19 protein-coding genes, 1 pseudogene and 1 riboswitch are annotated in these 21,412 nt (G+C 69.7%); of the genes and pseudogenes, 15 read left to right on the top strand and 5 right to left on the bottom strand.

The genetic code is table 11. The features are described from left to right. Positions 1 to 38 precede the first annotated feature (38 nt). Positions 39 to 809 carry an HNH endonuclease family protein gene (locus AQJ64_RS30935; protein ID WP_055636079.1) on the top strand — a complete coding sequence of 257 codons (771 nt, stop codon included), beginning with the start codon at positions 39 to 41 and terminating at the stop codon, positions 807 to 809. A gap of 64 nt (positions 810 to 873) precedes the next feature. Continuing rightward, positions 874 to 2,004 (top strand): DUF6183 family protein, encoded by a 1,131-nt coding sequence (locus tag AQJ64_RS30930; RefSeq protein WP_055636080.1) that lies wholly within the window; start codon positions 874 to 876, stop codon positions 2,002 to 2,004. Positions 2,005 to 2,120: 116 nt separating this feature from the next. Here the strand turns inward: AQJ64_RS30930 and AQJ64_RS30925 are convergent, their stop codons facing one another. Genes AQJ64_RS30925 through AQJ64_RS30915 form a run of 3 tightly spaced genes read right to left on the bottom strand, consistent with a single transcriptional unit; the run spans position 2,121 to position 6,048 of the window. Next, positions 2,121 to 2,720, bottom strand: coding sequence for a DUF6262 family protein (locus tag AQJ64_RS30925; RefSeq protein WP_055636081.1), 600 nt, complete (start codon positions 2,718 to 2,720; stop codon positions 2,121 to 2,123). After that, positions 2,717 to 4,921 (bottom strand): tyrosine-type recombinase/integrase, encoded by a 2,205-nt coding sequence (locus AQJ64_RS30920; protein ID WP_079062047.1) that lies wholly within the window; start codon positions 4,919 to 4,921, stop codon positions 2,717 to 2,719. Before AQJ64_RS30920 ends, AQJ64_RS30925 begins: the two co-directional genes overlap by 4 nt. Further along, complete coding sequence (locus AQJ64_RS30915; protein ID WP_055636083.1) at positions 4,918 to 6,048, bottom strand: tyrosine-type recombinase/integrase; 1,131 nt, start codon at positions 6,046 to 6,048, stop codon at positions 4,918 to 4,920. The genes AQJ64_RS30920 and AQJ64_RS30915 overlap by 4 nt, the downstream gene beginning before the upstream one ends. A 122-nt stretch (positions 6,049 to 6,170) precedes the next feature. Here AQJ64_RS30915 and AQJ64_RS30910 point away from each other — a divergent pair. Then, positions 6,171 to 6,656: pseudogene (locus AQJ64_RS30910) on the top strand (HNH endonuclease family protein); the annotation flags it as partial. A 14-nt stretch (positions 6,657 to 6,670) separates the two neighbouring features. On the opposite strand, the gene AQJ64_RS30905 reads toward AQJ64_RS30910, so the two are convergent. Beyond that, positions 6,671 to 7,048 (bottom strand): hypothetical protein, encoded by a 378-nt coding sequence (locus AQJ64_RS30905; RefSeq protein WP_244902697.1) that lies wholly within the window; start codon positions 7,046 to 7,048, stop codon positions 6,671 to 6,673. A gap of 213 nt (positions 7,049 to 7,261) precedes the next feature. Between AQJ64_RS30905 and AQJ64_RS30900 the strand changes: the two genes are divergently transcribed. The 11 genes from AQJ64_RS30900 to AQJ64_RS30850 all read left to right on the top strand — a co-directional run bounded on the left by AQJ64_RS30900 (position 7,262) and on the right by AQJ64_RS30850 (position 19,295). Further along, positions 7,262 to 8,092, top strand: coding sequence for a glycoside hydrolase domain-containing protein (locus AQJ64_RS30900; protein ID WP_055636085.1), 831 nt, complete (start codon positions 7,262 to 7,264; stop codon positions 8,090 to 8,092). A gap of 236 nt (positions 8,093 to 8,328) precedes the next feature. Then, positions 8,329 to 8,925: a SurA N-terminal domain-containing protein gene (locus tag AQJ64_RS30895; protein ID WP_055636087.1), complete on the top strand. Its 597-nt coding sequence runs from the start codon at positions 8,329 to 8,331 to the stop codon at positions 8,923 to 8,925. Between the two features lie 102 nt (positions 8,926 to 9,027). Next, positions 9,028 to 10,002, top strand: a complete 975-nt coding sequence (locus AQJ64_RS30890) for a nucleoside triphosphate pyrophosphohydrolase (RefSeq protein ID WP_055636086.1) — start codon at positions 9,028 to 9,030, stop codon at positions 10,000 to 10,002. Positions 10,003 to 10,087: 85 nt separating this feature from the next. Further along, the gene (locus AQJ64_RS30885) at positions 10,088 to 11,398 is read left to right on the top strand and encodes a cytochrome P450 family protein (RefSeq protein WP_059203189.1); all 1,311 of its coding nucleotides are present in this window, start codon (positions 10,088 to 10,090) and stop codon (positions 11,396 to 11,398) included. A gap of 194 nt (positions 11,399 to 11,592) precedes the next feature. Then, entirely contained in the window at positions 11,593 to 12,582 is a 990-nt protein-coding gene (locus AQJ64_RS30880) for a LysM peptidoglycan-binding domain-containing protein (protein WP_059203188.1), read from the top strand. A 205-nt stretch (positions 12,583 to 12,787) separates the two neighbouring features. After that, positions 12,788 to 12,957: riboswitch (cyclic di-AMP (ydaO/yuaA leader) on the top strand. Between the two features lie 3 nt (positions 12,958 to 12,960). After that, positions 12,961 to 13,674 (top strand): LysM peptidoglycan-binding domain-containing protein, encoded by a 714-nt coding sequence (locus AQJ64_RS30875; RefSeq protein ID WP_059203187.1) that lies wholly within the window; start codon positions 12,961 to 12,963, stop codon positions 13,672 to 13,674. A 330-nt stretch (positions 13,675 to 14,004) separates the two neighbouring features. After that, the gene (gene eno / locus AQJ64_RS30870) at positions 14,005 to 15,306 is read left to right on the top strand and encodes a phosphopyruvate hydratase (protein WP_055631709.1); all 1,302 of its coding nucleotides are present in this window, start codon (positions 14,005 to 14,007) and stop codon (positions 15,304 to 15,306) included. 104 nt (positions 15,307 to 15,410) lie between these two features. Further along, positions 15,411 to 15,887 carry an FtsB family cell division protein gene (locus AQJ64_RS30865; protein WP_055631708.1) on the top strand — a complete coding sequence of 159 codons (477 nt, stop codon included), beginning with the start codon at positions 15,411 to 15,413 and terminating at the stop codon, positions 15,885 to 15,887. 26 nt (positions 15,888 to 15,913) lie between these two features. Further along, on the top strand, positions 15,914 to 16,519 hold the full coding sequence (locus AQJ64_RS30860) for a DUF501 domain-containing protein (RefSeq protein WP_055631707.1): 606 nt from the start codon (positions 15,914 to 15,916) through the stop codon (positions 16,517 to 16,519). Then, positions 16,516 to 17,502 (top strand): Ppx/GppA phosphatase family protein, encoded by a 987-nt coding sequence (locus tag AQJ64_RS30855; protein WP_055631706.1) that lies wholly within the window; start codon positions 16,516 to 16,518, stop codon positions 17,500 to 17,502. Before AQJ64_RS30860 ends, AQJ64_RS30855 begins: the two co-directional genes overlap by 4 nt. Positions 17,503 to 17,909: 407 nt before the next feature. Continuing rightward, on the top strand, positions 17,910 to 19,295 hold the full coding sequence (locus tag AQJ64_RS30850; protein WP_055631705.1) for an NAD(P)/FAD-dependent oxidoreductase: 1,386 nt from the start codon (positions 17,910 to 17,912) through the stop codon (positions 19,293 to 19,295). Between the two features lie 28 nt (positions 19,296 to 19,323). Here the strand turns inward: AQJ64_RS30850 and AQJ64_RS30845 are convergent, their stop codons facing one another. After that, positions 19,324 to 20,037 (bottom strand): hypothetical protein, encoded by a 714-nt coding sequence (locus tag AQJ64_RS30845; RefSeq protein WP_157880811.1) that lies wholly within the window; start codon positions 20,035 to 20,037, stop codon positions 19,324 to 19,326. A gap of 58 nt (positions 20,038 to 20,095) precedes the next feature. Between AQJ64_RS30845 and AQJ64_RS30840 the strand changes: the two genes are divergently transcribed. After that, positions 20,096 to 21,385 carry a class I SAM-dependent methyltransferase gene (locus tag AQJ64_RS30840; protein ID WP_055631711.1) on the top strand — a complete coding sequence of 430 codons (1,290 nt, stop codon included), beginning with the start codon at positions 20,096 to 20,098 and terminating at the stop codon, positions 21,383 to 21,385. The last annotated feature ends 27 nt before the right edge of the window (positions 21,386 to 21,412 follow it).

The following is a 21,412-nucleotide window of genomic DNA, read 5'->3' as shown; positions in this document are numbered from 1 at the left end:
TATGCAGGGTGTGGTCGGCTGTGCGTAGTGAGAGGCACATGAGTCACAGGACGCTGTCTCCTCGCGGGAAGAGGGTCGTCCTTACGGTCGCCGTTGCCGCCGCGCTCGTCGCGGGCTGTGATGACCTGGAGCCGGGCGGAACCTCCGCAGGATCCGGACCGGACGCCGCTGCCGGGCGGGCGGCGAGCCCGCTGACGAATCCGAACGGAACGAAGCCGGGGCTCGGCGCGCTCACGTCGGAGGCGGACAAGGTGAACGCGCGCAAGCTCGTCGAAGGACTCACAGTCAAGGGGCGTGGGCCGAAGACGGGCTACGAGCGGGACAAGTTCGGCCATGCGTGGATGGACACGGCGGATGGGGTGCCGCTGGCGAGGAACGGTTGTGACACGCGGAACGACTTGCTGAAACTCCATGGACGGGACGTCCAGTTCCGTAAGGGTTCCGACTGCGTGGTCGTGTCGATGGACCTGTACGACCCGTACACCGGCAAGGACATCGCCTGGAAGAAGGCGAAGGCCACCGAGGTGCAGATAGACCACGTGGTGCCGTTGTCGTACGCCTGGCAGATGGGTGCCTCGCGTTGGAGCAAGGAGAAGCGGGAGCAGCTGGCCAACGACGTGCTGAACCTTCTGCCGGTCTCGGGCTCCACGAACTCCGCCAAGCGGGACTCGGGCCCGGCGTCCTGGCTGCCCCCGAACAAGTCGATCCGGTGCTCGTACGCGGTGCGGTTCGCGCAGGTCGCGGAAAAGTACGGGCTCCCGGTGACAGCCCCGGACAAGAGCATGATGCTCAAGCAGTGCGGGACCTGAGGACTGCGGTGAACTGGGAAAATGCCCTCGCCTTCGGACTGCGGGGCGCATAGGCTCCATTGCCGTGGTCGACCGCATACAGAAGATCGTGACGAAGCTGCCCGGCATGAAGAGCGTCACCGACGTGTGGAAGACGGCTGACCGCAGTCTCGGGCAGGGAGACGCTGCTTTCGTCGCGGATCTCGCTATCGCGCTCGCCGGGGTCTATGCCTCTGACGCCGGGCGGATATGGCAGTACAGGAGCGTCTTCGACTACCTGCTTCGGCTGCTGGCCACCACGCCCGGTCCCGGCAGCGTCGCCCAAGCACTGCGGCTGGTTTCTTCCACGGAGGCCGCTGACAGGAAGCTGGACCGCTATACCGCCTCCCTGCTGGCCTCCAGCCAACCGGCCGAGGAACTCGCAGTGGCGTTCACTGGACACGCCTCTGAGGAACTTCGGGCGTGCCTGGTCCATGAGCTGGTTCTCAGAGGCGTCGACGTCACGGAGTCACCGGGGATCGCCGGGTGGGCGACGTCGTCGCACTGGAGGCTCCATCCGCTGGGATGGCTGCCGTTGGCGCTGTCGGAGCTGGAAGGCCGGCCGGATCTGCCGATCTACAGCACGCGCGGTGGCAGCCACTCGATGCCGTATGGGCCGCCGGCGAACCGCGAGGTGCCGCGTGATGACCGGGCACCCGTGCCGCCGGTCGAGGAGACGACGACCGAAGCCGTTGCCGAGGCCACCGGTGTTGCTGTGACGAACTGGGCCGAGGAGTCGAACGGCCGGATCGAAGCACGAGTCTTCGATCTGGCAGCTCCTCTGGGGGCCGAGTCGGTGCCGAGGACGCTGTTGGCACTCGGGCTGAAGTGCCTGGAAGGCGCGGGGACGAAGAAGGCCGCCCTGTCGGTTGCGGCCTGCCCGCCGGAGCACCCATGGCGGGTTCTCTTCGCTGCCGCGTCCACAGGCGGTGCCTACAACTCCGGCGCCCGTGGTGCCTACGGCCGGCTGGCCGCCTGGCAGTCCGTGGCCGGCCTCTCCGGTACGGCGCAGGGCTGCCTCATGGAAGAGGTCGAGGCGAGGGCACGGGCATGCACTTGGTATGCCTTTGGCGCCGACACCAAGTGGTTCGAGCGTGTGGCCTGGGACATCGGCCTCGTCGCGATCTCTCCAGAACGCCGACGGCTGGCGATGCTGGCCGCGACGGACACCGACTGAGCGCGGTCCTGACCGGTGCGTGGGGTCAAGTCCTGCCCACTTCGCCGACCTTCCTCGCGGCTGTCCGGAAGACGGCATGAAAGCCGGACAGCCGAGAGTGGGCGGTATCGCGAGGGCTATGGAGACGGCACAGCCCGCATGGCACGGCGGAGACTGGCTCGTGCCGCGGTGAGGTTGTCCTCCGCCTCACGCAGTTGGCCCTCCAAGGCGGCGACCTGATCCCTGGCCTCTGACAACGCTTGCTCCAGCGCGGTATTCCGCTGCTCGATCTGCTGCACCCGCTCGATCAGCTCGTGCTGGTTCACGCCCTCCAACTCGGCGCCGAGAGACAGCCTGACCCGGTCACGGAGCCGATCGCGCTCCTTCTTGAGGTCCTTGATCTCTTCGCGGGCCAATGCAAGGTCCGTCCGCAACCCGGCCGGGGACACCTGAGGCTCCTCGGAAGCGTGGGAGTTCTGGCGTCCCCGCGTTCGCTGGGCGGTGATGCCGTCCTGAACGGCTTGGTGCACCTGGTGCTGGTTGTAGACGAACCACGTGGACACCGAGGCTTCCCGGGCTACTTGGGCGACGGTGAGCCGTCGTCCCGAGCGGAGAAGGGCGTCCACGGCGTCGAGCGCACGCCTCGTCTTGTCTTCGCTGTCCTTGGAGCGGCTGACGCGCAGCCGCTCGACCCGGGCGTTCCGGTCGTTGCCACCGGAAGTAGCAGGGATTTTCATTCGGAGCTCCGTGTCGTCAGCCTCTGCAGAGGGATGAAGGCCGCTGCCGAACGTGCCTTGCGCAACTCGCGTGAGGCGGATTCGACAACGGCCCGCTCCTCGGCGGGCAGCGCGTCGAGTTTCCGCCGCATCTCGCCGGCCGACTTCGAGTAGGCGCGGATCTGGTCATCGAGATTGCGCACGACCCAGTCGGCGGCCTCCATCGCGAGGGCGGATTCCTTGTCGGCGCGCAGGTCCGCGATCTGCTGTTCCAGGGCGGGGAGGTAGGAGGGATCGGGGCGGTAGAAGTCGCATCCGGCGCACTGGAAGCGGATGCGGCAGTGCCCGCCGCCGGCCTTGACGTTGCTCGGCTCGGTGCAGCCGCCGTAGGGAACCCCGACGCTTTCCACCTCGTAGGCGAGGGGATCGCCGAATCCGCGGGCTGCTCCGTGTCGGTCGACGGCGAGTGCCGCGACCGTTCGCACGGCCTCCTGCTTTCGGCTGAGGGAGACCTTGTAGTAGCCCATGGTCACGTCTAGCGAACGGTGGTCCATGAGTTCCCGCAAGACGTCGGGGCGAGTGCCCGCGTCCGCATGACGCTGGGCGTAAGCATGGCGGAAGCCGTACGGGACGACCTGGGTCCGGTCGTAGGCGAGAGGGGCGCCGTCCTCGTCGAGCCGGTCGTCCACAAGGTCTGGGATCAGTTCGTCGACCCAGTTCCGGAAGATCCGGTTGCAGAAGTGCGCAGTGTTCAGATGCCTGCGGCGCGGACGGTTGCGCTGTCCCGGCGAGGGAAAGAGCCACTGGGCGCAGGCTGGTACGGCCGGTAGCGCATTGAGCTCTTTCTGCCAGGTTTCGATCAGTTGGGCGGTGCTCTCCGAGATGGGCAGCCGACGGCCGTGGCGTCGCCGCTTGTGGTTGTCGTAGATCAGCGTCGGTTTGCCGTCGACCCGCTCCAGGCAGTCGCGGCGCAGGCTGGTGACCTCGCCCGGACGGCGGCCGGTGTCCCGGAGGACCGCATAGACCACCTGGTACATCCGTGCGAAGTCGGCGGCCGTCCAGCCGCCGCTCGCGTACCCCGTCGAGGTGCCCAGTAGACCGAGATGCACGTCGAGCTGGGCGATGATGTGTTCGGGGATCGCACGGCCGAGATCTTCCTCGGCCACTTCCACGGCGGCGATGCTGTGGAAGCGGGGATTGAGCGCGAACCCGCCGGGCACGTGGTCCATCATCCCGGCCTGACGGGCGTAGTCCAGGAACGTGCGCCAGTGGCGGAGCAGGGCTCTGCGGTGGCTGGTGGAGTAGTCGTGACCGTCCTCGGGACGCTTGGTGATCCGGAACAGGTCCACTACGGCATTCATGTCGGCCATGGCGAGGAGCCCCGGCTCATCCCCGTGGGGGCGACCTGCCAGCGCGGAGGACGCGATGGTCGCTGCGTAGACGGTCTGCCGCAGGTCCATGACGTTGGGGCGTGCCGTGCGGCCGTACTCCTTGACCAGTTCTCGCAGCCAACGCTGCCGTACCGGACGGAAGTCGATGTCACCGTGGACAGCGGCGTACTTGCGACCGTGCCCTGCCGTCAGCCCGATGAGAGCGCACTCCCATACGTCGCCCAAGGTCGGATCGGTGCCCTCGAACTCAACGCGTGCGCGTCGGACGTGCAGGAGAACACCGTTCAGGACGCCGGAGGCCGCAGCCGGAAGCCCGGAGGAGAAGGAGGCGTCCAGGTCGAGGAGCGAGCCGAGTCCAGCGGGGAGGCCGGCCACAATGCGGCGTACCCGCTGGGGGACCAGGCTGATTCCGGCATCGTCGCGCTGCTGGAGCCCGTACAAGAGCTCCTGGCGGACCGCGGGGCTTACACCGGCGAGCGAGAACTGGGAGACGCCCGGCATGGCCCCGTTCGCGGAGGTGTTGGGCCGACGGCGGGACGGGTCCGGGATGTGCATGGCGTCGAAGTCCGCGGGATTGCCCAGAAGGTAGCGGGCTTTACGGCAGGCGTCGCAGCGGGATCCGTTACTTGCTACATGGGTGCAACAGGCTCCTACGGAGCATACGAACACGCTGGTCGTAGGGTTGCCGGGATCGGCGGTGAAGAGCGCCTGAACGGGGTCCCACTCACCCGTGCGCCAGCCCGACGGCAGGCGTGCCGCGAGCCACGACGGCCACTCCGGGGCACCGGGGACGGCAGGAAGGGCAGGGGAGCGGAGGAGCGCAAGGGTCATCGCAGCAACTCCGACGCGAGACTTTCGACGGCCTCAACGGCCGCGCGGAGATCCTCGTCCTGGGCGTGCACGTAGACGGCGGTACTCGCCGAGGAGGCGTGCCCCAGCAGGGCCTGTACGACGTCCGGGGCGACCCCGTTACGGATCCAGCGAGTGGCGGCTGTGTGCCGCATCATGTGCGGTCGGGCGGTGAATCCGCAGCGCTTCCCGATGCGTTCGATCACCTGCTTGGTGTTGGAGTAGGAGAGCGGGCGCCCCGCGTACACGCCGACGAGGTTGAGGAAGACGTAGTCACAGTCGGCGGAGCCGACTACCTGTTCACGCTCGGCGAGATGATCGCGGTATCGGTGCACCACTTCCGGCGTGAGCGGAACCATGCGAGGGCGCCCGGCCTTGGCCCGCGCCCCGTTGACGTTGTCCCGCCGGGGCCTGACGTGCAGGTGCGCGCCAGCGGTTCGGCAGCCCAGGTGCGTGGAGTCGGGGAGCAGATGCATGTCCTCACGCCGCAGTCCAAGGGCTTCGCCGATGCGAAGGCCGCCTTCCACCAAGACGGTCAACAGCAGCCGGTCACGCGCAGTGCGAGCGGAGTCGATGACCTGCTCCGTCTGGACGCCGGTGAGTGTCTGTGGTGCCCGCTCGATCTCGGGCGCCTTCAGGACGCGGGCTTTGACCATCAGGTGCTGGCCGCCCTCGCCGGGATCGAAGCCGGCCGGGGCGTGGGCGAGGAAGCGCGGCTCGCTGAGACGCGCGGCGACTTCGTGATCCACATGTCCCTGGACTGCGCAGAAGCGGAGGAACTCACACACCGCAGTGAGCGTGGCGTTGACCGTCTTGCCGGACGGAAGCCGCCCGTACTGGGTCGGTGTCCGTTCGACGTGGAACTTGAACAGGCTCATGTCCCCGAGCCGGACGGTCCTCCAGCCGGTGCCCCGCTCTGCGCACCAATTGAGGAAGCGGCCGATTCTGGGGATGTACGCGCGCTGTGTCTGCGGTGACCGCCCGGCTCCGCGCAGATACAGGGAGAACTCACGGGCTTCGAGGTGAGGCGCGTACGTCTCCTCGTCGACCAGGAGCCAGGTGGTCTCGCCGGTGGTGGGCGAGACGGCCTTCTCTGTGCACAACGTCATGGATCTGTTTTCTGTCTCCACTGTCGCTCATGTGCCTTATGGCATGACCGATAACGGTGAGGGACAGGAACGGGTTACGGCTGTGCCTCATGTGCATCGCATCGATGAAAGAGCTGCAGATAACACGCGACGACATACTCAAGCGCGATCTGAAGGAGGTGAGGTTCACCGGCGGGGACTGCAAGGTGTCGTACGGCGTGCTGGAGTCGGACCCGTACTCCGGCAAGGACGTGACCTACCGGCGCGGCGCGAGCAAGGTCGACATCGACCATGTCGTCGCCCTGTCCGACGCCTGGCAGACGGGGGCGAAGTACTGGGACGCGAGCAAGCGGACAGCGCTCGCCAACGACCCGCTCAACCTCCTGGCCGTCGACGCCAGCACCAACCGTTCCAAGGGGGACGGGGACACCGCGACCTGGCTGCCGCCCAACAAGGCCTACCGGTGCACCTATGTCGCGGCGCAGGTGGCCGTGAAGAAGAAGTACGGGCTGTGGGTCACGGCGGCGGAGAAGTCCGCGATGCGGAGGGTCCTCACCTCCTGCCCCGACCAGAAGCTCCCGACGGGCGGCAACCCCACGAAGGCGCCGGAACGCTTCCACGCGGGCTGACGCCCGTACGGGTCCTAGCGCCCGTACGGATAACCCTGCTGATAGGGCGGCTGCCCGTACACCGGCATGGGGGGTGTCCTCGGGGTCTTCTTGTCGAACAGCCAGAAGAGCAGCAGCGCGGTCGCCACCAGCAGGGTCACCACGAAGGCGACGCCGAGGAAGGCGTCACCGTCGTCGTCGTTGGAGTTCGCCGCCCACGGCAGCGTCACGCACTCGTACAGCACGAACGAGGCGCAGGCGCCCCAGTCGGAGGGGCGGCCGCGGCGCAGCGCCACATAGAGGAAGGGCACCCACACCAGGAAGCCCAGCGAGAACCATCCCAGGGCGGCCCAGGCCAGCCGCTGGAACCAGCCGGCCTCGAGCCGCTTCTCCGCGCGCGTCGTCGTCACCATGTTCATCCCGCCCCCAGGTCATTTGGGGGAAAGGGTAGGTCATGGCCGCTGGTTCCGGTCCCTCCGCTTTCTTTACTGTGACATGAGCGAATCTTGTGGCTATGGGGAACCTGTGTTTCCCGATCACGGGATCGACGCACGTTACGGTGCGATCCGTTTCGCACACGCATGCGTAGGTGCATGCACGACATCGACAGAACGGGTGGGGTGGGGATGGCCGAGCACCGGCAGTCCAGGAAGCGCAGGTACATCACGTGGGGCGTGGCCGGGGCGGCCGTCGTCGCCGGTGCCGGGATCGCCGCCCAGCAGTCCATGGCGGCGACCACCTGGCCCGCGCAGAAGACCTACACGGGCCGTGCCTTCGACGCCTGCACCGCGCCCTCCCTGTCCGCGATGAAGGCCTGGAAGACCGACGGCTTCTACGGGGCCGCCGCCGTCTACGTCGGTGGCAAGAACCGAGGCTGCAACCAGCCCAACCTCACCGCCTCCTGGGTCAAGTCGGTCAACGCCGTCGGCTGGAAGCTCATCCCGCTCTACGTCGGCGCCCAGCCGCCCTGCCAGACCGGCTCCAGCCCCGAGAAGATCACCGCCGCCACGGCCACCTCCCTGGGCGCCACCGACGCGGCGGACGCCGTCGCCAAGGCCTCCGCGCTCGGCATGAAGACCGGCAGCCCGATCTACCTCGACATGGAGGCGTACGACATCACGGACAAGTCGTGCAACGACGCCGTCCTCGCGTACGTCCGCTCCTTCAGCAAGACCCTGCGCGCCAAGACCTACCGCGCCGGCTACTACGGCTTCAGCAGCTCCAGCGCCAAGGCGATCGCCAACGCGACCGACAAGACGGACCTGCCGGGCAACCTGTGGTACGCGCTGTGGGACAAGAAGAACACCACGACCACCGACTGGCCGTGGGGCGCCACGCAGTTCACCGGGCACAGCCGCGGCCACCAGTACCTGGTCAACAGCAAGGAGACCCGCGGCGGCTACACCATCACCGTGGACCGCGACGCCTGGGACGCCCCGGTCGCCCTCGTCGGCTGACCGCCGAGCCGCACGGGGGCTGGGGGCTGACCCCTCGCACCGACGAGCGGGCGGTGTCCGAGCGCGGCGGTGCCCGAAGTCCTGGTGAATCGTTGGTCGAATGGGTTGGCCCCAGGCGCCCCACTGCCTACCATCGATCACCGCAAGACTTTGTGCACCGTCGCACAATCTCCGACCGGGAGGTTCCCTTGCACCGCCGTCGTCGTCGCACCGCGTTCCTGCTGTCCGCCGCGATCATGGCGGCCCCCCTCCTCACCGCCTGCGGGAACGACGCGCATCCCGGCGCGGCGGCCGTCGTCGGCGGTCAACGGATCACCGTCGCGCAGCTCGAGAGCCGGGTCGACGAGGTGCGCGCGGCCCAGCGGGCGGCCGTCCCCGACCAGGCGCAGTACGCCCAGGTCCTCGCCCAGACCAGCACCCTCACCCGGGACACCCTGCACGGCATGGTCCTGGACAAGGTGCTGGACCGGGCGGCCGAGGACGCGGGCATCACCGTCAGCCGCCGCGAGGTCCAGCAGGTACGGGCCGGCCTGGAACAGCAGGCGGGCGGCGCGCAGGGCCTGGAGACCTCCTGGCTCCAGCAGTACGGCGTCGCGCCCGAGCGCCTCGACGACAACCTCCGCCTCCAGCTGGAGGCCCAGAAGCTCGCCACGCAGCTCGGCACGACCACCGGCGACGCCGCGTTCTGGAGCGTGCTGTCGGTGACGTCGAAGGAACTCGGCGTCGACGTCAACCCGCGCTACGGAAGCTGGGACGCGAAGAAGGTCAGCCGCGTGGACGCGAAGACGCCGTGGGTCCGCGAGGTCACGGCGGCGGGCACACAGCCGACCTGACCACAGGGCGCATGAAGGTGTGACGGTATGACGGTGTGACCGGCCGCCCTGCCTGTGGACAACGGAGCGGAGCGGCCGGCGGGTGTGGGTTACGTTCGGGGTGTGAACGATGTGACCGCACCCACCGGCTCCCCGACGGGCCGAGTCGTCCTGCTGACCACCAGCCACCGGGTCGCCCCCGGTCTGCTGTCCTGGCCCGCCTGGCAGGCCCTGCGCGAGGCGGACCGGGTGCTGTGCGCCGACGGCGCCCACCCGCAGCTGCCGTATCTGCGCGAGGCGGGGATACGGGTGGAGGAGTCCTCCCCGGCCGCGGAGGACCTGCTCACCGCCTGCGCGGGCGGACACACGGTCGTGGTGGTCGCGACCGGCGAGGGTGAACCGGCCCTGACGGACGGACTGGCCCGGCTGGCCGGCTCCGGCCGGGTCGCGATGCCCGAACTGGAACTGCTCCCCGCCTCCTACGACCTCCCCGGCGCCCGCCTCCTCGACCTGATCCAGGTCATGGACCGCATCCGCCGCGAGTGCCCCTGGTCCTCCCGGCAGACCCACAAGGGCCTCGCCAAGTACGGCATCGAGGAGGCGTACGAACTCGTCGAGGCCATCGAGGACGGCGACCGCGAGGAGCTCCGCGAGGAACTGGGCGACGTCCTCCTCCAGGTCGTCTTCCACGCCCGGATCGCCGAGGAGGACGAGGACGCCCCCTTCTCCATCGACGACGTGGCCGCCACCATCGTCACCAAGCTCATCCACCGCCACCCGCATGTCTTCGGCGACGCCACGGCCACCACCCCGGAGGAGGTCAAGGCGCACTGGCTGCGCACGAAGGCGGTGGAGAAGCAGCGGGAGTCCGTCACGGACGGCATCCCGCTCCACCAGCCCGGCCTCGCCCTGGCCGCGAAACTGTCGTCGAGGGTCCGCTCGGCCGGCCTCGACGTCCCCCTCCCCGCCGCCGAGGGCATCGGCTACGAACTGCTCACCCTCGCCGCCCGGGCGGAGGCGGAGGGCATCGACCCGGAGGCGGCGCTGCGCGCGGCGGCCCGTGTCTACCGGGACGCGATCCGCGAGCGCGAGAAGTAGAAACGCGCGCACCCGAGGAACAGCCAGCCCATCGAGAAACAGCCGGCCGCTCGAGAACAGCACGCCGCTCGAGAAACGGGAAGCAGTGACCAGCCAGCCCCACCCCCCGATCACCACCCCACCCGCCCCCGAGCTCTTCACCTGGGAGTTCGCCACCGACCCCTACCCGGCCTACGCCTGGCTGCGCGAGCACGCCCCCGTGCACCGGACCCGGCTGCCCAGCGGGGTGGAGGCCTGGCTGGTCACCCGGTACGCCGACGCGAAGCAGGCCCTCGCCGACCAGCGGCTCTCCAAGAACCCCGCGCATCACGACGAGCCCGAGCACGCCAAGGGCAAGACCGGCATCCCGGGGGAGCGCAAGGCCGAGCTGATGACGCATCTGCTGAACATCGACCCGCCCGACCACACCCGGCTGCGGCGGCTCGTCAGCAAGGCGTTCACCCCGCGCCGGGTCGCCGAGTTCGCCCCCCGGGTGCAGGAGCTGACCGACGACCTCATCGACCGGTTCGCCGGCGAGGGCGAGGCCGATCTGATCCATGACTTCGCCTTCCCGCTCCCTATTTACGCGATCTGCGACCTCCTCGGCGTGCCCCGCGAGGACCAGGACGACTTCCGGGACTGGGCGGGCATGATGATCCGTCACGGCGGCGGGCCCCGGGGCGGTGTCGCGCGGTCCGTGAAGAAGATGCGCGGCTATCTGCTGGACCTCATCCACCGCAAGCGCGCGGACCTCCCCGAGCGGCCGGAGCCCGGCGAGGACCTCATCTCCGGTCTCATCCGCGCCTCCGACCACGGCGAGCACCTCACCGAGAACGAGGCCGCCGCGATGGCCTTCATCCTGCTGTTCGCCGGCTTCGAGACAACGGTCAACCTCATCGGCAACGGCACCTACGCCCTCCTCACCCACCCCGAGGAGCGGGACCGGCTCCAGCGGTCCCTGGCGAAGGGCGAGCGCACCCTCCTGGAGACCGGCGTCGAGGAACTCCTGCGCTACGACGGCCCGGTCGAACTGGCCACCTGGCGCTTCGCCACCGAACCCCTCACCCTCGGCGGGCAGGACATCGCCCCCGGCGACCCCGTCCTCGTGGTCCTCGCCGCCGCCGACCGCGACCCCGCCCGCTTCGCCGGCCCCGACACCCTCGACCTCTCCCGCCGCGACAACCAGCACCTCGGGTACGGCCACGGCATCCACTACTGCCTCGGCGCCCCCCTCGCCCGGCTGGAGGGCCAGACGGCCCTCGCCACCCTCCTCACCCGGCTCCCCGACCTCCGACTCGGAGCGGATCCGGCCGACTTGCGATGGCGCGGCGGGCTCATCATGCGCGGACTGCGCACCCTGCCCGTGGAGTTCACTGCGGTGCGTGGCCGACCGGTGGCGCACGGAGAGCTGACCTGAGGTCAGCCGCAGTGTGACCGTCCGATGGAGTAAAGGTGACCGACCCTCAAGTCTGTGATCTTCACGTGATCTGCGCGGCATTAACTTGTGACAAGTGATCGTCTGCCGATACGTTCGGTCGTCAGCGCGGCGAACTCATGTGCGCTCACGTCGTCCGTCGCGCCGGTCACTGCTGTCCAGAGAAAGGCCCTCGCATGCTCTCCGGGAACGGTCGGCACCGTCGCCCCCGTCAGGCTCCGGCCCTCCTCGTCGCGGCCGGAGTGACCGGCTCCGCCATCGCCATCCCGCTTCTCGCCGCCGGCGGCGCGAGCGCGGCCGACGGCACGGTGTGGGACAAGGTGGCGCAGTGCGAGACCGACGGGTCCTGGAGCGCCAACAAGGGTGGCGGCGAGTACGGCGGCCTGAGCCTCTCCCAGGAGGACTGGGAGACGTACGGCGGCCTCGACTACGCCACCCGCCCCGATCTGGCCAGCCGCAACCAGCAGATAGCGGTGGCCCAGCAGCTTCTCGCCAAGGAGGGCGTCGGTGCCTGGGGCACCTGTGGGCTGACGTCCGGGCTCACCCAGCTGAACGGCGCGGCGGAGGGTGTGGACACCGGAGTGGCGGACGACGAGTCCGACTCGTCCGTGTCCTCCGGATTGTCCGACCTGTCCAAGGGGTCGTCCGACTCCGGCGACTCCGACGGGTCCGGTGACTCCGGCGACTCCGGCGACGGTGCGTCCACCCCTTCGACCGATCCGTCCGCTTCGGCCTCCGAGTCCCCTTCATCCGCTTCCTCCTCCGAGGCGAACGACTCCGGCAAGTCCGACACTTCGGGTAAGTCCCAGGATGACGCGCAGGGGTCCGACGGCTCGGCCGCGGCCGCCCCCGAGGCGGACGACTCGGACAATACGGTCCAGGACGCGGGAACTTGGAGCCTGGTCGACACCGGCTCCCTCGGCTCCGGCCGGCATCGCGGCGCCACGGCCGACGAAGGCGCCGCGGGCGGCGCCTCGACCGCCACCGCCGGCCGCCACGCCGCCTCCACCTACACGGTCCGCGAAGGCGACACCCTCGCCTCCATCGCCGACTCCCTTGGCGTCGAGGGCGGATGGCGCGCCCTTTACGCCGAGAACGAGGACCGTATCGGCGCCGACCCGAGCGACATCATGCCCGGTCAGATCCTCGACACAGTGGTTCAATAGGGTCGGAACGCCCCTAAAAACACCGGGAGTTCACGCCCCACTTCGCGCCGATTGTCCGGTTTGGTGAAAGTGTGGGATGAGTCTCAGAAGTCGTGATCGTCTTTGATATTCCCCGGATCGGGTGTCTACGGTCAGGACCGCTCGGCAATCCGGGCCCCGGCCGCCGCAACGCCGAATCCTGCCAGTGGCGGCCCGGGAACAGTCGTCGCGTCAAGCGCCGTAGGCAGGAGCGGGGGACCCAAGGTAAGTGCCGGGCCCGGCGGTTGACCGCCGGAACCGGCTCGGGGTGAAGCCGCGCACCGTGAGGTGCGTGGCCGGGCAACTCAACCGGCCCGAACCCGACAGCTCACCTCGCAGGCGTCGGTGAGGGGATGAACCATGCTGTTTTCCGGCAAGGGCAAGCACCGTCGTCCGTCCAAGGCCACCCGGGTCGCCGCTCTCGCGGGCGTCACCGGTGTCGCCATCGCCGCCCCGCTGATGGCGGCCGGCAACGCCTCCGCCGCCACCGCCTCCGAGTGGGACGCGGTCGCCCAGTGCGAGTCGGGCGGCAACTGGTCGATCAACACCGGCAACGGCTACTACGGCGGCCTGCAGTTCTCGGCCTCCACCTGGGCCGCGTACGGCGGCACCGCCTACGCCGCGCGCGCCGACCTGGCCAGCAAGGACCAGCAGATCACCATCGCCGAGAAGGTCCTCGCGGGCCAGGGCAAGGGTGCCTGGCCGGTCTGCGGCACCGGCCTGTCCAGCACGCCGTACGGCGGCGGCTCCAGCACCGGCAGCACCGGCTCCTCCTCTTCGGGCTCCAGCAGCTCCAGCAGCTCGAACGGCTCCACCGCCACCCGCTCCACCGAGCAGCAGACCGCCTCCCGCTCCGCCGAGCGCCCGGCCGCCTCCAGGACGGTCACCACCCCGACCGGCAAGAAGGTCAAGAAGGGCGACGGCGAGTACAAGGTCGTCAAGGGCGACTCCCTCAGCTCGATCGCCGAGAAGCACAAGGTCAAGGGCGGCTGGCAGAAGCTGTTCCAGCTCAACAAGGACATCGTCGAGGACGCGAACCTCATCTACCCGGGTCAGCAGCTGCACCTGAAGTGACATCCGCTGCGCAGCGGGGCCACAGGCCGCTCACATGAAGGCCCCGCACACTGAAGACCTCGTGAGGGTCACCCCCCGTCCCCACGGGCTCCCCGCTCCGGTGCGCGTTCCCCCGTACGCACCGGAGCGGGGTTTTCTTTGCCCAGGTGTTCGCCTCCGCGCCACCCCTTCTTTGTTCCGATGGGGAACAATGTGTACGGTCAGTTTGTCCACGGGGCGGTCGGTCGGCTGCCGACGGCCCCGGGGCGGATAGGCTCTAGGCGCAAGGCCCACCAAAGGCCGACAAGGCCCCTGTGCCCCGCACAACCAGCGTCACATCCCAAGAAGGAGATGCTCGTGCCGTCCATCGACGTCGTCGTAGCCCGGGAAATCCTGGACTCCCGAGGCAACCCCACGGTCGAGGTCGAGGTCGGCCTCGACGACGGCAGCACGGGTCGTGCCGCCGTTCCGTCCGGCGCCTCCACCGGTGCCTTCGAGGCCATCGAGCTCCGTGACGGCGACCCCAACCGCTACCACGGCAAGGGTGTCGAGAAGGCCGTCCTCGCCGTCATCGAGCAGATCGGCCCGGAGCTCGTCGGCTACGACGCCACCGAGCAGCGCCTGATCGACCAGGCCATGTTCGACCTGGACGCCACCGACAACAAGGGCTCCCTCGGCGCCAACGCCATCCTCGGCGTCTCCCTCGCCGTCGCCCACGCCGCCTCCGAGGCCAGCGACCTGCCGCTCTTCCGCTACCTGGGCGGCCCCAACGCGCACCTGCTGCCGGTGCCGATGATGAACATCCTGAACGGCGGCTCGCACGCCGACTCCAACGTGGACATCCAGGAGTTCATGATCGCGCCGATCGGCGCGGAGTCCTTCTCCGAGGCCCTGCGCTGGGGCACCGAGGTCTACCACACCCTCAAGAAGGTCCTGAAGTCCAAGGGTCTGTCCACCGGCCTCGGCGACGAGGGCGGCTTCGCCCCGAACCTCGGCTCCAACCGCGAGGCCCTCGACCTCATCCTCGAGGCCATCAAGGAAGCCGGTTACATCCCCGGCGAGCAGATCGCCCTCGCCCTCGACGTCGCCGCCTCCGAGTTCTACAAGGACGGCAAGTACCTCTTCGAGGGCAAGGACCGCTCCGCCGCCGAGATGACGGAGTACTACGAGGAGCTCGTCGCGGCCTACCCGCTCGTCTCCATCGAGGACCCGCTGTTCGAGGACGACTGGGCCGGCTGGAAGGTCATCACCGACCGCATCGGCGACAAGGTGCAGCTGGTCGGCGACGACCTGTTCGTCACCAACCCCGAGCGTCTCGCCCGCGGCATCGAGGAGGGCACGGCCAACGCCCTGCTCGTCAAGGTGAACCAGATCGGTTCGCTCACCGAGACCCTGGACGCCGTCGAGCTGGCCCAGCGCAACGGCTTCAAGTGCATGATGTCCCACCGCTCCGGCGAGACCGAGGACGTCACCATCGCCGACCTGGCCGTCGCCACCAACTGCGGCCAGATCAAGACCGGCGCCCCGGCCCGCTCCGAGCGCGTCGCCAAGTACAACCAGCTGCTGCGCATCGAGGAGATCCTCGACGACGCCGCGGTGTACGCCGGCCGCTCGGCCTTCCCGCGGTTCCGTGGCGGGGTGACCAAGGGCTGACCCCGCCCGGGTCAAGCGACAGCCAGTCGTACGTACGTCCCCGTACTCGGTCCCGTACCGTGTGCGGGGACGTACGCGCGTGTGAAAGGGGAGGCGCGAAGCCGATGGCCGCGAGGGACCGGGACCGTTTCTCCACCGCGACGAGACTGCGGGTGCTCGGCGAGCAGACCGCGGCCCGCGTCTACCGCTCCCAGACCAAGCGCCAGGCCCGCCGCTCCCGTCTGACCGGCCGCGCCGCACTGCTCGCGCTGGTCCTGTGCACCCTGATCGTGGCCCTCGCCTACCCGATGCGGCAGTACGTCTCGCAGCGCGCGGACATCGCCGATCTGGAGCGGGAGAAGGCCGAGGCCACCCGGCGGGTGGAACAACTGCGCGATCTCAAGGCACGCTGGCAGGACGACGCGTACGCCGAGCAGCAGATCCGGGAGCGGCTGCACTACGTGATGCCGGGGGAGACCGGCTTCATCGTGATCGACCCGGACGCGGTCAAGAAGGCCCGCGCCGATCTCGGGGCGGCCGACCGCCCCTGGTACTCGAACGTCTGGGACGGGGTCGACAAGTCCGACGCCTCCGACCAGTGAACCGACAGAGAGACAGTCCCCGAAGCATGGAAACGCCCCCGCCGACCACCCCGCGCACCGAGCCCACCGACGCCGACGTCGAGGCCTTCAAGCAGCAGCTCGGCCGCCCGCCGCGCGGACTGCGCGCGATCGCGCACCGCTGCCCGTGCGGTCAGCCGGACGTCGTCGAGACGGCGCCCCGGCTGCCCGACGGCACCCCCTTCCCGACGCTGTACTACCTGACGTGCCCCAAGGCGAACTCCGCGATCGGCACGCTCGAGGCGAACGGCGTGATGAAGGAGATGACGGAGCGGCTCCAGAGCGACCCGGAGCTCGCGGCCGCCTACCGCGCCGCGCACGAGGACTACGTCCGGCGCCGGGACGAGATCGAGGAGCTGAAGGGCTTCCCGAGCGCGGGCGGTATGCCGGACCGGGTGAAGTGCCTGCACGTCCTCGTGGCGCACTCCCTGGCGGCGGGCCCGGGCGTGAACCCGCTCGGCGACGAGGCGCTCGCGATGCTGCCGCAGTGGTGGGCCAAGGGGGCGTGCGTGACGCTTCCCGGGCCGCCGTCCGGCGAGGGGTGGCAGGTGGAGAGCTCCGAGGACGGCGCCGGCCACTTCGCCTTCAAGCCGGTGGACGGAGACGCCCGGTGATCCGCGTCGCCGCCGTCGACTGCGGTACGAACTCCATCCGCCTCCTCGTCGCCGACTGCGACCCGCAGACCGGTGAACTGGTCGATCTGGACCGCCGTATGACGATCGTTCGTCTCGGGCAGGGCGTCGACCGGACCGGCCGGCTGGCGCCCGAGGCGCTGGAGCGGACCTTCGCCGCGTGCCGGGAGTACGCGGCGGTGATCAAGGAGCTGGGCGCGGAGCGGCTGCGGTTCGTCGCCACCTCCGCCTCCCGGGACGCCGAGAACCGCGACGACTTCGTGCGGGGCGTGCTGGACATCCTGGGCGTCGAGCCCGAGGTCATCACCGGCGACCAGGAGGCCGAGTTCTCCTTCACGGGGGCCACGAAGGAGCTCACGGGCCGCGCGGACCTGACCCGGCCCCATCTGGTGGTGGACATCGGCGGCGGCTCCACGGAGTTCGTGGTCGGCGAGGAGCACGTACGGGCGGCCCGCTCGGTGAACGTCGGCTGTGTGCGGATGACCGAGCGCCACCTGGTCGTGGACGGCGAGGTCACCGACCCGCCGACCGCCGGGCAGATCGCGGCGATGCGGGCCGACATCGAGGCGGCCCTGGACCTCGCCGAGGAGACGGTCCCGCTGCGCGAGGCACACACGCTGGTGGGCCTCGCGGGCTCCGTGACGACGGTCTCGGCGATCGCGCAGGAGCTGCCCGCGTACGACTCGGTGGCCATCCACCACTCGCGGGTCTCCCAGGAGCGGGTCCGCGAGATCACCGAGTGGCTGCTGCGCTCCACCCACGCCGAGCGTGCGGCGATCGGTTCGATGCACCCGGGCCGGGTGGACGTGATCGCGGCGGGCGCCCTCGTACTGCTGTCGATCATGGAACGGATCGGCGCGCGGGAGGTCGTGGTGAGCGAGCACGACATCCTCGACGGCATCGCGTGGTCGGTGGCGGAGGCACTGGGAACCCCCCAGGAGCACTCTGCTGAGCAGCCCGAATGACGTATGAGCGTCCCGGCGGGGTGCCCGTGGTGGCCCGAAACGGTTCTCCACGACACCCCGTCGGAAAAGTTCGTGAAGTTCTTCACAAGGATTTCGGCCCTGGTGGGGGCCCCATGAGGGCCGGTTGACCCTTCCGGGGGGACAACGCCCGTGTGAACATGTTCAAAAGAGGCGCGCACGGACGTTTCGAGGAGGCCGTCCGAGGGTGTGTTTCCGACCCCTCACCCCACCCCCCGACACCCGGAGAGGCAGCTCACGCGGCATTGACAACGCCCCGCCCCACGCGCTGGTTCCCCCTCCGCGCCATGATGTGGATCACGCGGATCGCGGAGGATAGCACACACCCTCCACAAGCTTGTGAAGGGGCGCACGAGCGACCCCCCTGAGGCGGGTGGATACTCGATGCCATGAGCACCACGGAGCGTCCCAGGATCCTCGTAGTAGGCGGTGGGTACGTAGGCCTGTACGCAGCTCGGCGCATCCTCAAGAAGATGCGCTACGGCGAGGCGACCGTCACGGTCGTCGACCCCCGGTCGTACATGACCTACCAGCCCTTCCTCCCCGAAACCGCCGCCGGCAACATCTCCCCGCGCCATGTCGTCGTCCCGCTGCGACGCGTGCTGCCCAAGGCGGAGGTCCTCACCGGCCGGGTCACCACCATCGATCAGGACCGCAAGGTCGCCACGATCGCCCCGCTGGTCGGCGAGGCGTACGAGCTGCCCTTCGACTACCTGGTGATCGCGCTCGGCGCGGTCTCCCGCACCTTCCCGATCCCCGGCCTCGCCGAGCAGGGCATCGGCATGAAGGGCGTCGAGGAGGCCATCGGCCTGCGCAACCACGTCCTCGAACAGCTCGACAAGGCCGACTCCACCACCGACGAGGAGATCCGCCGCAAGGCGCTCACCTTCGTCTTCATCGGCGGCGGCTTCGCCGGCGCGGAGACCATCGGTGAGGTCGAGGACATGGCCCGCGACGCGGCCAAGTACTACAAGACGGTGTCCCGCGAGGACATGCGGTTCATCCTCGTCGACGCCGCCGACAAGATCCTGCCCGAGGTCGGCCCCAAGCTCGGCCAGTACGGCAAGGAGCACCTCGAGGCCCGTGGCGTGGAGATCTACCTCTCCACCTCCATGGACTCCTGCGTCGACGGCCACGTCGTGCTGAAGAACGGCCTCGAGGTCGACTCCAACACGATCGTGTGGACCGCCGGTGTCAAGCCGAACCCGGTCCTGGCCCGCTACGGCCTCCCGCTCGGCCCCCGCGGTCACGTCGACACCGCCCCGACCCTCCAGGTCCAGGGCACCGACTACATCTGGGCCGCCGGCGACAACGCCCAGGTCCCCGACGTCGCCGCCCGCAAGGCCGGTGTCGAGAACGCCTGGTGCCCGCCGAACGCCCAGCACGCGCTGCGCCAGGCCAGGGTCCTCGGCGACAACGTGGTCTCCGGCATGCGGGGCTTCCCGCAGAAGGAGTACGCGCACTCCAACAAGGGCGCGGTGGCCGGTCTCGGCCTCCACAAGGGCGTCGCGATGATCGTCATGGGCAAGATGAAGATCAAGCTCAAGGGCCGTCTCGCCTGGTACATGCACCGTGGCTACCACGGTCTGGCGATGCCGACCTGGAACCGCAAGATCCGCGTCTTCGCCGACTGGACCCTCGGCATGTTCCTCAAGCGCGAGGTCGTCTCCCTCGGTGCGATGGAGAACCCCCGCGAGGAGTTCTACGAGGCCGCCAAGCCCGCCCCGGCCCCGGCCGCCGCCAAGCAGGAGAACGAGAAGGCCAAGGCCTCCTGACCTCCGGCTGACAGCCCGGCACAGCCGGTCACAGCAGTACAGCAGTACAGGCCGAAGGGGCCGCCCGCCATCCGTGGTGCGGGCGGCCCCTTCGGCCTTCCCGGAGCCACTTCCGCAGCTGTGCCGGTGCCAGTGGCTCCGGCAGCCGCGGGCGGTCCCGGCCGTCGAGCGGGGTGCCGTCGGGGTAGCGGGCCCACTCGGCGTACGCGCCGACCAGCAGCCGGTCGCCGTCGAACGCGTCCACCCGGAGAGAGACCGATACCCCGCCGGAGCCGTCCGGCGTCACCCGGAGCGTCCGGTTCGGGGCAGCGTTCTCGTACTCGGTCACCCTCCAGCCCTGCCGGACCAGCTCCGCACGGGCCCGCCGCAACGCCACCGCGGCCTCCTCGTCGGAGACCCCCTTCAGCACCCACTCGGCCGACACGTTCACCACGCCCGGCACCAGCGGCGGCGCGTCGTCGAACCGGTCGGCCCAGTGGCTCAGGCCCCGGTGGGAGCAGCTGTCGTTGTACGCCAGCAGGCCGGCCGACCGCTGCGGGTCCAGCTCGGCGCCGGCCGGCGTCAGCGCGTCGTACGCGGTCTGGGTGTCCTCGTCCAGCCGGGTCGCCGTGGCGGCCGGGTCCGCGACGGGACACGGCTCGCCGTCCCACACCCGCGCGAACCGCACCAGCCCGGTGAGGCCGGTGGCGCATCGGGGGAGTTTGCCCAGCCGTGACGTGCGTGGGGGACTGCTTCCGGGCACACCAGGTGTTTACGTGGAATCAGGACAGTCCGGGATCACCGTCACGGAGGTGTGCTTCATGACCGACGCCGCGCCGCGGCTCCACGCCCTCGTCGAACAGCTGCTGGGAGTACCGCTCCCCGTGCGCGTCCGCGCCTGGGACGGTTCGCAGGCGGGTCCGCCCGACGCGCCCACCCTGGTCGTACGCAACCGAAGAGCCCTGCGCCGACTCCTCTTCAAGCCCGGAGAGCTCGGGCTCGCCCGTGCCTGGGTCGCCGGGGACCTGGGGATCGAGGGCGATCTGTACCACGCGCTCGACCTGCTCTCGGGGCTCGTCTGGGAGCGCGGCGACGACGCCCGCGGTCTCGCCCAGGCCCTGCGCGACCCCCAGTTCCGCGCGGCCGCCCTGGGGCTGCTGAGGATGGCCGGACTCCCGCTGCCGCCCGCCCCGCCCCGCGAGGAGGTGCGCCGCACCCGTCACCACCACACCCGCCACACCGACCGACGGGCCATCAGCCACCACTACGACGTCGGCAACGACTTCTACGAGATCGTCCTCGGCCCGTCCATGGTGTACTCCTGCGCCTACTGGCCGGCCCCCGGCGCCACCCTCGAACAGGCCCAGCACGACAAGCTCGAACTCGTCTGCCGCAAGCTCGCCCTGAAGCCGGATCAGCGGCTGCTCGACGTCGGCTGCGGCTGGGGATCCATGGCCGTGCACGCGGCCCGCGAGCACGGGGTGCGGGTCGTCGGGATCACCCTCTCCCAGGAGCAGGCGGCCTACGCCCGCAAGCGCGTCGCCGACGCCGGCCTCACCGACCGGATCGAGATCCGGGTGCAGGACTACCGGGACGTCACCGACGGGCCGTACGACGCGATCTCCTCCATCGGCATGGCCGAGCACGTGGGCGCCGAGAAGTACCTGGAGTACGCGAGCGGCCTGTACGACCTGCTCAAGCCCGGCGGGCTGCTGCTCAACCACCAGATCGCCCGTCGGCCCGAGCGCGACGAGTCCGCCTACGAACTCGACGGGTTCATCGACGCCTACGTCTTCCCCGACGGCGAACTGGCCCCGCTCGGCACCACCGTCACCCAGCTCGAACGGGCCGGCTTCGAGGTCCGGGACGTGGAGTCCCTCCGCGAGCACTACGCGCTCACCCTGCGCCGGTGGGTCGCCCGCCTGGACGACGACTGGCAGCGCGCCGTACGGCTCAGCGGCCCCGGCCGGGCCCGGGTCTGGCGGCTGTACATGGCCGCCTGCGCCGTCGCCTTCGAACGCAACCGCATCGGCGTCAACCAGGTCCTCGCCGTCCGGGCCCCCGAGTCGGGGGACTCGGGGATGCCCCTGCGCAGCCGCACCTGGAACTGAGCGCGGGAGCAACAGCCGGAAGGGGCC

It is taken from the genome of Streptomyces griseoruber (assembly GCF_001514205.1).
GTDB classification, from domain to species: Bacteria; Actinomycetota; Actinomycetes; order Streptomycetales; family Streptomycetaceae; genus Streptomyces; species Streptomyces griseoruber.
This window is presented reverse-complemented; position numbering and strand designations above follow the sequence as displayed.